The sequence below is a fragment of the Campylobacter sp. 2018MI10 genome (genome assembly GCF_018501175.1).
Classification (GTDB): Bacteria; Campylobacterota; Campylobacteria; order Campylobacterales; family Campylobacteraceae; genus Campylobacter_E.
In genome coordinates this window covers 44982-57069 of record NZ_JAHCZD010000009.1, presented here as the reverse complement: position 1 = coordinate 57069, position 12088 = coordinate 44982, and the positions used below count along the sequence as shown (strand labels likewise).

6 protein-coding genes are annotated in these 12088 nt (G+C 31.4%); all 6 read left to right on the top strand.

Going from position 1 to position 12088, the window contains the following annotated elements:
- Nucleotides 1-9 precede the first annotated feature (9 nt).
- Complete coding sequence (locus KJR01_RS05545) at nucleotides 10-1530, top strand: type I restriction-modification system subunit M (protein WP_250325292.1); 1521 nt, start codon at nucleotides 10-12, stop codon at nucleotides 1528-1530.
- A complete protein-coding gene (locus tag KJR01_RS10230; RefSeq protein WP_250325147.1) occupies nucleotides 1527-3830 on the top strand; it encodes a RhuM family protein in 2304 nt (767 codons plus the stop codon). The genes KJR01_RS05545 and KJR01_RS10230 overlap by 4 nt, the downstream gene beginning before the upstream one ends.
- The gene (locus KJR01_RS05535; RefSeq protein WP_214117668.1) at nucleotides 3827-5050 is read left to right on the top strand and encodes a restriction endonuclease subunit S; all 1224 of its coding nucleotides are present in this window, start codon (nucleotides 3827-3829) and stop codon (nucleotides 5048-5050) included. Before KJR01_RS10230 ends, KJR01_RS05535 begins: the two co-directional genes overlap by 4 nt.
- A complete protein-coding gene (locus KJR01_RS05530) occupies nucleotides 5047-7578 on the top strand; it encodes a hypothetical protein (RefSeq protein WP_214117667.1) in 2532 nt (843 codons plus the stop codon). Before KJR01_RS05535 ends, KJR01_RS05530 begins: the two co-directional genes overlap by 4 nt.
- Before the next feature lie 298 nt (nucleotides 7579-7876).
- A complete protein-coding gene (locus KJR01_RS05525) occupies nucleotides 7877-8932 on the top strand; it encodes a BspA family leucine-rich repeat surface protein (RefSeq protein ID WP_214117666.1) in 1056 nt (351 codons plus the stop codon).
- Nucleotides 8933-9118: 186 nt separating this feature from the next.
- Entirely contained in the window at nucleotides 9119-11992 is a 2874-nt protein-coding gene (locus KJR01_RS05520; RefSeq protein ID WP_214117665.1) for a type I restriction endonuclease subunit R, read from the top strand.
- Nucleotides 11993-12088: the final 96 nt, after the last annotated feature.

The following is a 12088-nucleotide window of genomic DNA, read 5'->3' as shown; positions in this document are numbered from 1 at the left end:
GAAAAAGAACTGACCACCAAGCAAAACAAAAGCACCGAAGCAACACAAACCGACACCCCAACCCCCAAAACCACCACCGCCCAGATAAACGCCAAACTCTGGGACGCGTGCAACACCTTCCGTGGGCTTATGGACGGCAGTGATTACAAAGACTACATTCTCACCATGCTATTTATCAAATACCTAAGCGACACCTACACCGAAAAAACCACCGAGCTAAAAGCCAAAAGCTGTGGCATCGACTCAGTCTATAAAGCCCTACTAAATCAACTAGATTTTAAACTTGAAGAGCACTCAACATTTTCATACCTACAAGAGCACAAAAACGCCACCAACCTAGGCGAGCTAATCAACACCGCCCTAAGCAGCCTAGAAACGCTAAACAAAGAAAAGCTAGAAGGCATATTCACCCACATAGATTTTAACAACCCTTCTAAGCTAGGCGACACTCAGCAAAGAAACACCACCCTAAAACAGCTCATAAACGACTTCTCAAGCCTTGATTTACGCCCAAGCCGCCTAGAAAACAAAGACATCATAGGCGATGCATACGAGTATCTAATCGCAAAATTCGCAAGCGATTCAGGCAAAAAGGGCGGCGAGTTTTACACCCCTAGCATGGTGAGCGTCCTACTTGCCGAGCTAGTCGGCATAAAAGACGGCGAAGAGATATACGACCCTACTTGTGGCTCAGGCTCACTTTTGCTAAAAGCAAGCCAAAAAGGCACAAACAACTTCATCTACGGACAAGAAAAAAACGCCCAAACCTACGCCCTATGCGTTATGAATATGTTCTTACACAATATCCCAAATCCTAAGATAAAGTGGGGCGACACACTCACAAACCCACTTCACCTAGATGCTAACGGCAATTTAAGACGCTTTAACAAAATAGTCGCAAACCCACCTTTTAGCCTTGATAAATGGGGCTATGAAGAGCTAAAAGAGGATAGATTTTCAAGGTTTAACTACGGTATGCCACCTAAAAGCAAGGGCGATTATGCCTTTTTACTCCACATGATAAAGTCTTTAAAAAACGGCGGAACCTTAGGCGTAGTAATGCCCCACGGAGTGCTTTTTCGTGGCTCTAGCGAGGGCAAAATAAGAGCAAGTCTTATAAAACAAGGCTACCTAAAAGCCATCATCGGACTTCCAAGCAACCTTTTTTATGGCACGAGCATACCGGCATGTATCATGATTTTTAGCAAGGAGCAAAACGAAAAAGTGATTTTCATAGACGCAAGTTCTTGCTATGAAAAAGGCAAAAACCAAAACACCCTAAAAGACATTGACAAAATCCTAAACGCCTATCACGGAAACACCGACATAAACGGCTTTTGCAAGGTCGTAAGCCTTGAAGAGATAGAGCAAAACGACTTCAACCTAAACATACCAAGATATGTAGCAGCAGAAGATGAAACCTTGCAAATTGACTACACCGAACTAAAAGAGCAAATAAGCAGCCTAAACACCAAACTAGAACTCTCAAACGCCAAACTACAAGGATACCTAAAGGAGTTAGGATTATGATTACACAAGTATATTTAGAATTTGTAGAAAAATTGCAAAAAGTAAGTAGCAATTATGAGCTTTTAGAGCTATATAAACGTTATCTAAATAAATATGATGATTTTAAAAGATATTCATTTATAGTTGGCACAAACGATAAAATAGGTGCTGTAGATAATCCATTAATAAGAAAATATAGACACGAGCCAAACCAAGCTACGTTTTATTCTATAAAAAATGGCTTGAAGGAAACTAGTCAAACAATGGATTTATTTACCATAGACATACTAAATTCATATAAATATTTTATGGTTTTAAGAAGTGATTTTAAGGAAGGTTTTAAGGTTTCTTTAAATATGACATTAGATACTAACATAGCTTCTTTTATTATCAAATTTATTAAAAACAACGAAATTGATACAAATGTTTTCAGAAATAAAGATGATTTATTGTTTTTTGAGCCTTTTATTCAAGATATTTTGCAAGATAGGGTAGCTGATATTGATATTTTTCATTATATTGCAGAAACAATATCAAAAAAACAAGATAATGCTAATTTTCAAATGGATATATTATGTTCAAATATAGAAAGTTTATGCAAGTTTAAAAGTTTAGATATAGAGCATTTTAACCAAACAGGTATTTTAAAATACAATGTAAAGCATTTTAAAAATATGTATGATTTTTTTAGAAATAATCTTAATGACTTTGTAGTGAATATCGATTATAACTATATATATTCTTATGTTGTTTTAGCTATTATTTCTCAGAATAGTAAGGATTTTGATATAAAAAAATCAATTAAACATATATTTGATTATATGCAAGAAAATGGGACTAATTTTTCTGAATTATTAGAATTTATTTTAGATTATTTTGAAAAAAATAGAAATCAATTTATAAAGATTGATTTAAATTCAAATAATTTAGATTATAAAACAGTTATTAAAAACATTAAAAATATGTGTTGGGATATAGCTTCTTACTATTCTATGAGAAAAGTTTTTGGGCTAACTTCTTATATTGATGAAGATTTTATTTTTCCAATATATGCAAGTATGGATGCAAAGTTTGTAAATAACTACATAACTTTATTTGAAAATAGAGCTATTGTGTATAAAGATAATAAATTTATAGGTATTGTAAGACAAGAGAGTGAGCTTACAAAAAGGCTTAAATATTACATAGGTAATCCTACTAAAGACTTTCAAAGAGATAAGATATTAAACCTTGAAGATAATATTAGAAATTCTATAAAATTAGTTAATGTTTCGGAAGAATATTTAAAATCATATATTAATAGAATTAAAATAGAAAACACTAGTAATTTACAGAAAATTTTATACCATATTAAAGATAGCGATTTAAAAATAAACGTAGTATTAAAAAATAATGATATATGGGTTACTGAAGAAGGATTATCTAGATTATTTGAAGTTGATTCTTATATTATCAAAGATAATCTTGATTATATTTTTAAAAGTAAAGAATTAGATGAAATGATGGTTGTCTCTAAAATAGAATTAATTGATGATGAGAATGGTGACAATTCTAAGCTAATAACCAATTTTTATAATCTCGATGCGATTATTAGCGTTGGTTATAGAATAAACTCTGCAAGAGCCACTCAATTTAGGATTTGGGCTAACAATATTTTAAAATCATACATTATAAAAGGCTTTGCGATAAACGAAGAGCAATTAAAACAATCAAACCAAGTATTTGGCAAAGATTATTTCAAAGAACTATTAGACACCATACGCTCAATTAGAGCTAGTGAGCGTCGTATTTGGCAGCAGATTACTGATATTTTTGCAGAATGTAGTATCGATTATGATAAAAATGCAGAAATCACAAAATACTTTTATGCCTTAGTGCAAAACAAATTCCACTATGCTATCACAGGACAAACAGCAGCAGAGATTATTTATAACAAAGCAGATAGCACCAAAGAGTATATGGGACTAAGCACTTGGAAAAACGCTCCAAATGGTAGAATTTTAAAGCTAGATACCAAAGTAGCCAAAAACTACCTAAGCGAAAAAGAGATAAAACAACTAGAAAGAGCAGTGAGTGGGTATTTTGACTATATTGAAGATTTGGTAGAAAGGGAAAATACTTTTACTATGGAAGATTTTGTAGCTAGTATAGATGAGTTTTTAAACTTTAGAAAATACAAGATTTTAAAAGACAATGGCAAAATCTCTCATCAAACAGCCATACAAAAAGCACAAACCGAATACGATATATTTAACAAAACTCAAAAAATCCAATCAGATTTTGACAAAAGCATAGCAAAACTTACAAGGAACAAATCATGAGTATTTGTTGGGAAGAAGTAAGGCTGGGGGATATAGGAGAGTTTTTAAAAACTTATTCTAATTCTAGGGCAGATTTGCAAGAAAACGATGAAATTTTTTATATACATTACGGCGATATACATACGACTTATGATTATTTTTTAGATTTTGCCACGCACAATCCACCGATGATTAATTCAAGCAAACTTAAGTCAAATGATTTGGTTTTATTGCAAGATGGGGATTTGGTTATCGCAGACGCTTCAGAAGATTATGAAGGTATTGCAAAAAGTGCCGAAGTTATAAACATAGGTCAAAAACGAGCTGTTGCAGGTCTTCATACCTTTTTATTTAGAGCTGATGATAAATATTTGGCAAAAAAATTTAGAGCTTATTTTTTATGTAGTGATTTTGTAAGACAACAATTTAAAAAAATCGCAACAGGAATTTCTGTATTAGGCATATCAAAAACAAATATTCAAAACATAAAAATAAAACTCCCACTACTAAAAGAGCAAGAAAAAATCGCCGAGATTTTAAGTAGTTGCGATGAGCATATAAAAAATCTAAAGAATTTGAAATCGGAATTAGAAAAAGAAAAACTCCACCTAATGAACGAGCTACTAAGTGGCAAAACCCGTTTTGCTAACTTCACCACCCCTTGGCAAGAAGTAAAATTTGGTGATATTTTGACATTTGCAAGTTGTAACTCAAAAAGTAAATTTATTTGCGATGATGGTAAATATTTTATAGTAGATATGGGTTCGGTAACGCAAGATGGAGTATTAAATACAAGCAAAAGAACAAACCTTGAAGAAGATTTTCTAAAAATTGATGATTTGGTTATGCCAAAAGATGATATAGGAAAAGGACTTATTATAGGAAAGGTTGCAACCATAAAAGAAGATAATAAATATATTTGTGGCGACCATATTTACAAAATAAACACTACTGAAAATCCAAATTTTATTAGATTTTTAATCAATTCTTGCGAAGTAAATAAAGAGATAAAAAGGGTTGTAAAGGGGACAGCTCAACTTGGATTATCAAAAAAAGATATTGAAAAAATAAAAATAAAACTCCCAAGCCTAGAAGAGCAGAAGAAGATAGGGGAAGTCTTAAGTGCGTGTGATGAGCGTTTGGAGTGCCTAAACGAGCTAATAACAGCCCAAACCACCCTCAAATCCCACCTCCTAACCGAACTCTTAACTGGAAACCTAAGAGTAAAGGATTTTAAATGAGCGAGAACGAAAGTGTTATATTAAATGAAATACAAAAACAATTAGAGCTAATTTTTGTTGGAGATGGTTTAACATTTTCAACAAGATATGATTTTAATAATAAGTTAATAATTGATATTGATGGAAAAAATAAAGAAAGTTATATATGTTTAATTAATTTTTTAAAAATTAAAAATTTTAAAGATTTAAAAAGTATTGTATTTACAAATATAAATTTTAATTTTAGCAATGGTGTATTAAAAGAATTATTTATTTTACTATCAAAAGAATTTCAAGAAGATATACAAACAGATTATCTTTTTTTGCGTGAGATGGAAACTCGCATTAATATTAACATTGAAATAAGATTTGATAATTGTTGTTTCATAAAATCAAAAACAGAAAAATTAAAAATTATCAAAGATGTATCTAGTGAAGATATAGTTTTTGATAAAATTATTTTTCAAGAAATGTTTAGTTTTTATAAATGTTCTTTTTCAAGAAATATAACTTTTAAAAATAGTAATTTTGCCTATCTTGCACTTGTTGAATGTGAGTTAAAAGACACAATTGTGTTTAACAATGTTGTTTTTAATAATAATCCATATTTTAAATTTAAAAATAATAATACTAATATAGTATTTAATGGCAGTCAGTTTAATGTAGATTTTAATTTTTACAATAGTGGTTTAGGAAATGCAAAAAAAGTTAATTTTATGTCTTGTATTTTTAAAGATATAGTAATATTTAGTGGAGTGGGTAAGGATATTAATACTTTAATTGAGTGTAGCTGTGGATTATTTTTAATAAAATCAGTGTTTGAAAAATCAGTATTTTTTGGGAATATGAAATTTAAAGGTGGAAACACCATAGCTAGTTTAGAATTTAAATCAGATGTTGTATTTACAAGTCAATTTTTAGACAACAATAATGATGGTAGGCTTATTTTTAATAACTTTATAATCCACAAAAGATATGATTTTAATTATATTTACGACATTCATAAGCGTGAATTAAATATTTTTGAAACTCACTTTAAAGGTGATGTAGTTTTTCCAAACCCAAAAGATGGGTGTATTTTGAAATGTGTCAATATTTTAAAATGTATTTTTGATGGAATGGTTGATTTTACCATTTGTGATTTTAAAGAAGATGTAAAAATTATACAATGTATTTTTAATAAAGACTTATCTTTTGCAAAATCTAAATTCTCAAAACATATTAAATTTATGCCTATTAATACACATTTGTCAAAGATTATAAATATTGCAAAATTCTTTAATATTAAGAGAAAGCATTTTGATTTTATAGAAAATAAAGTTAAAGACAATATTGATTTTAGTGATGTTAGCTTTGAAATATCGCCAAATTTTCAATCAAGCATATTTGAAAAGCTAGTGATTTTATACAAAACCAAGTTTAAAGAAATACCGAATTTTTATTCAGCAAGTTTTAGCTCTAGTGCTGTTTTAGATATGCCTTTGGTGGATATAAAGGATTATTCATTTAACCATTTAAAATATGAGATAAAAAATAAAAATGATTTGATAGATATAAAAGGCGTTAGAGAATGCCTAAATATCTTTAAAAACGCTCTTTTAAAGACAAACAATATCCTAGAAGCTAGCAAATATAAAGTTTTAGAGCTTTACGCAAAAGAACTTGAGCTTGATTGTAAGTTGAAAAATACAGAAAATAAAGAAAATAAAGAAAATCAAGAAGAAAAAATCACTATCAAAGAAAGATTTGACAGATGGTTTTTGAAATTAAATAGAGCCACAAGCGACCATCACACTGATTTTTTAAAGATACTTTTATTTACTCTAAGTGTCATCGGTGGGTATTTTATGATAAATTTTGGCTTGTCTTTTGATGAAAAAACCATAAATAGTATTTGTAACCTTGTAGATTTGGGTTTAGCTATGTATGGCGTTAGCGTTGTGATTTTCTTACTTTGTTTGGGCTATGAATTTTTATTTGTTTTAAAAGGTTTTAGCAAGGATAAAGGTTGGCTAATTTTTATATTTTTAGCCATTTGTTTGCTTGGTCTTCGTTTGGCTTATAGCTTTAATGTTTCAGAATTTGGTGTGTTTTTACCGATGATTTTTATAGGGATTTTGGCAATGATTTTTATATTATTAGCCAACAATATCAAATATACCTTTATAAGCTTTGCAGCAGCAGGGTTTATCGGTATATTATGCACACCTAGTATAATAACCCCATTTTTAGGGGTGTTTTCAGAAGATGCGAGAAATCATTATCTATATAAAGCCATAGATGAGTTAGACAGCCAAAAGGCACTAGATTTATCAAAGCAGATTTTAGCCAAAGAGCCAACGAGTGAGTTAAACGCCAAAAAGACCCTGAAAGACTACAAAAACGAGCTAAAATCATCAAAGTTATTAGATGAAAGCCCAGAGTTAAAACGAGCCATAGCGATAGATGGTGGGGTTTCAAGGCTTAATATAGCTTATTATTTAGTTCTCGCGTTTTGTATATTTGCCTTGCAAAAAACAATGCGTAAAAATTCCATAATCCCAAGCTAAAACCAAATTTCGTTTGTTTGCCTAAACTTGCCAAACAAACGAAATTCCGAATTTAAATTCCAAATACGAAAATAAATTCCAAAGCCAAGCAAGTGACATTTGGGACTTTGTGGAATTTATTTCGTGTATTTTTGCCATAAAATTAAAGCCCTAAACATACGAAATTTACTTCAATAAAAAAAGGAATTTAAAATAGGAAATTCATTTTTTAAATTAATTAGCTTGAATGATAGGTTAAGGTGGGAGTAAGATTTAAGGTATTATTGATTTATGTTATATTAATCCAAAAGGAGCAATTATGAAATATATACCAGAAAACACTGAAGAATTAAGAAAATTAGTAAGGGATGAAAGTATCAATTTAGGTGATATTGATACGAGTGAAATTACAGATATGAGTTATTTATTCGTTGATAGGGATAGTGATAAATATTGTGAAAGAAGAGATTTTAGTGGTATAAATACTTGGGATACTTTTAATGTAGAATGCACCGAAGGTATGTTTTATAATTGCATATATTTTAATGAAGAAGTTAATTTTGGTAATAGTTTTATATTTGAAGCTAATAGTATGTTTGAAAATTGCATATCGTTTGATAAAGATATAGTTTTTGGCGCAGTTCCGACTTGCACTAGAAATATGTTTAAAAATTGTAAAGTATTTAATTCAAAAATTATTTTTAATGAAAATGGCGAAATAGAAGATGCTGAGAGTATGTTTGAGGATTGTGCTAATTTTAATCAACCTATACAATTTGATAAAGTGAGTAGCATAGATAATGCTTGTTGTATGTTTATAAATTGCAAATCTTTTAATCAAAATATGGATTTGCCAAACCTTTGCATAAGCGATGTAAGTGGTATGTTTGAAGGATGTGAAAGTTTTAATAGCAAGGTTAGATTTGATACAGAATATTGCTCTAGTTTTCATTCTATGTTTAAAGATTGCATTAGTTTTAATCAAGATATTTATTTTAATACTAATATGGCAGGAAGTTTTCGCTCAATGTTTGAAAATTGTAAAAATTTAAATAGTGAAATTATATTAGACAACACTGAAAGCTGCGAAGATTTTTCTAATATGTTTAAAAATTGCATTAGTTTTAATCAAAAAATTAGATTTAAAAGTTTTAGTGCAACAAGCTTTGAATCTATGTTTGAAAATTGTATAAATTTAAACCAAAAAATATATTTGATTGGAAGTGAATGTAGATGCACCGAAAAAATGTTTTATGGATGCCATAAACTAAAATCTGATGTAATCTTAGATGGGATTAGTTATGTAGATAGCTTAGGTGCTTATGAAAATTTTGGTCATTGTATTTTTGATAGTGAGTCATATCAAGAAGAGTAAAAAATTATTTTATAACTGATTTAAATCATAAATACAAAAATAAATTCACAAAAAATACACGAATTAGATTCCGAATTCAAATTCCAAAAATACACGAAATAAATTCCCGCTATGCAAGGGCTTTTGCATTTAGTCTAAATTAATGCAAGTTGTTTAAAATGTATTTAAAATTTCAAAGGCGTAGCGATGGATTTTAGTATAGAAAGCAATGTAAAAGCGTATTTTATAGACACTTTAAAGGATTTGGGCTGGCAGTATTTAAGCGAAAAAGAATGCAACGAGCTTAGGCAAAACGATTTTAACGAGCCTTTGCTTTTGGCTAAGCTTAAGGAGTTTTTAAGGACAAATTATCAGCTAAGCGATGATGAACTCATCATAATGATAAACAAACTAAAAGTCCCAATTAACAGCCTAATCACAGCCAACGAAACCATCACAAAGCTTATTTTACTTGGTGAAGGCTTAGAGCAAAAAGGCAAACCTTCAAGGCATATAAACTACATAGATTACGAAAATCCATCTAAAAACTCATTTATAATCACAGAAGAATTTAGCCTTACAAACGCCAAAAACGAGCAAAAGAAAAGCACTAGGATTGATTTGGTGTTGTTTGTAAATGGTATCCCGCTTGTTAGCATTGAGCTTAAAAATTCGTGCGTTGGAGCAGCTGAAGCGATAAACCAACTCCTAAACCACCAGCACCCAGATAGGATTGAGAACTTTTATAAGTTCATTCAGCTTTGCGTTGCAAGTTGTGGCACTATCACTAAATACGGCACAACGCTAACGCCTAGCAAATTTTACAATGTCTTTAAGGATAAAAGCAGCGATGATAGCGTAAAAGTGCTGTGTAACAATATCTTAAAGCCTAGAAATTTACTTGAGTTTATAAGTGATTTTATATTTTTTAGCAAGTCTAAAGACAAAACTAACAAAATCGCAAGCCGTTATCAACAATACTTTGGCATAAAAGAAGTGATAAAAGCTATCAAAGATAAGCACGGCGGTCTAGTATGGCACACTCAAGGCAGTGGCAAAAGCTACACAATGCTAATGCTAGTAAATATCCTAGCTAGACTAAATAGCACAGCCCAAAAAATCATCATCACAGACAGAATAGAACTAGATGAGCAAATCTCAGCGACCATAAACGGCACGGCAAATCTTGACACCTTGCACCACGCCAAAAACACAAGCCATTTAAACGAGCTTTTAAACGATGATGGAGTGGGGCTTATCACGACTACGATTTTTAAATTTAGCGATTTAAAAGATATAAAAAATAGAACAAGATTTATCCTAATAGATGAAGCTCACAGAAGTCAAAACGGCGAACTTCATATGCAAATGCTTGATAACTTAGGCGAAAATGCCTACATCATAGCATTTACAGGAACGCCGCTTTTATCTAAAGAAAAATCAAGCATAGCCAAATACGGCGGACTTTTGCATACTTATAATATCGGCGAAGCAGTAGAAGATGGTGCTACCTTGCCACTTTTGTATGAAAACAAAATGATAGAGCTTGGTCTTAGCGATAAAGATGAGCTAGAAAAAAGATTTGATGAGCTAACACTTGGGCTTAGTAATGAGCAAAAAGAGCAAATCAAGCAAAAATGGGCGAAAATTAAAAAGCTTCATACTTCAATTTCAAGGCTTGAATACATCGCACTTGATATAAACGAAGACTTCAAACAAAGCCTTAAAAATACGCCATTTAATGCTATGTTAGCTACTAATTCTAAGTTTGAGGCGATGAAATATTATAAAGTTTTTAAAGAGCTTGGGGATTTAGAAGTTAGGGTCGTGATATCTACAAACGCAGGAGAAGAAAACGAAGGCGAGCAAGAAAAATGGGTAAGCGATGAGTATGCAAAGCTAAATCATGCAGAGTATGAAGAGCAGTGCAAGAGTGATTTTAAGGACAGGAAAGTGGATTTGCTAATCGTGGTAGATAAGCTACTTACGGGCTTTGACGCTCCTTGTGCTAAAAAGCTTTATATAGATAAAAACCTAAAAGAACACAACCTACTTCAAGCCATAGCAAGGGTAAATAGGCTAAAAGAGGGCAAAGATGAGGGGATAATCGTAGATTATAGAGGGCTACTTAGTGAGCTTGATACCACGCTTAGTAGATACGACGCGCTTAGCGGATATGATGAGAGTGATTTGGTGGGGGCGGTTTTTAAAATAGATGGCTCTTTAGATGAGTTGTGGGAGAGTCTAGCCGTGCTTGATGAGATGTTTGCAGGGCTTGATGATGAAGTAAAAAAGCTAAAGATTTTAAAGGATTTATCGTTTAAGGATAGGTTTTGCAAGGTTTTAGCAAGGTTTAGCAACCTTGTGGGGGTGGTGCTAAATACTCGTAAGCTAAGGGCAAGTTTAAGCGAGAATGAAAAGGAGAAAATCAAAGAAAGCCTTAAAAAATACTTAAGCCTAAGAAGCTCGGCACAGGTATTTTATGCTGAGGATTTTAGCCTAAAAGAATACGAGCAAAGTATGCAAAAGCTACTAGATGAGCATTTAAAAGTAGGGCAAATTTATACGCTAAATGAACCGCTTGATATACTAAGCGATGATTTTTCAAGGGTGGCGGGTGATTTTAGTGATGAGGTGAAGGCTCATGGAAAGCTAAACGCACTAGAAAAAGAAGTGAAAAAATATGAAGTGTTTAACCCTGATATGTTTGAAAGGTTTAGTGCGAGAATAGAAGAGATTTTAGAAGTTTATAGGGCAAAAAGGCTTAGTGAGAGCGAGTTTTACAAGCTTAGCTGTGATTTGGCTAAGGATTTTAAAAAGGATTTGGCTGATGACCCACTTGAGCGTAATCTTACTAGGGATTTTGATAAGGATGATGTGGGGCAAATCATTGCCTTGCTTGATAGTGAGTTTGGCAAGTTTTCTAATGTGCCTGAATTTGATGAAAGTATCAAAAACAAAATCGCAATCGAACTCATAGTAAAAATGCTGCCTTTTATAACAAAAATCAACAAAGTAAATGACATAGAAAACTACATAAACTCCTTAATCAAAATTTACCTAGGCAAACAAGGTAAGTAGTTGGTGTTTAGGCTATGGTGTTAGAGATACAAATTTTGTTTGTTTTAGGATAAAAATAAGTATATTAACTTCTTTATTTGCGAGTTATTTTTATAG

What these genes read in the sequence shown, in the direction of transcription:
- KJR01_RS05535 (WP_214117668.1), top strand. Translation starts at nt 3,827, where the DNA reads ATGAGTATTTGTTGGGAAGAAGTAAGGCTGGGGGATATAGGAGAGTTT.
- KJR01_RS05520 (WP_214117665.1), top strand. Translation starts at nt 9,119, where the DNA reads ATGGATTTTAGTATAGAAAGCAATGTAAAAGCGTATTTTATAGACACT.
- KJR01_RS05530 (WP_214117667.1), top strand. Translation starts at nt 5,047, where the DNA reads ATGAGCGAGAACGAAAGTGTTATATTAAATGAAATACAAAAACAATTA.
- KJR01_RS05525 (WP_214117666.1), top strand. Translation starts at nt 7,877, where the DNA reads ATGAAATATATACCAGAAAACACTGAAGAATTAAGAAAATTAGTAAGG.
- KJR01_RS10230 (WP_250325147.1), top strand. Translation starts at nt 1,527, where the DNA reads ATGATTACACAAGTATATTTAGAATTTGTAGAAAAATTGCAAAAAGTA.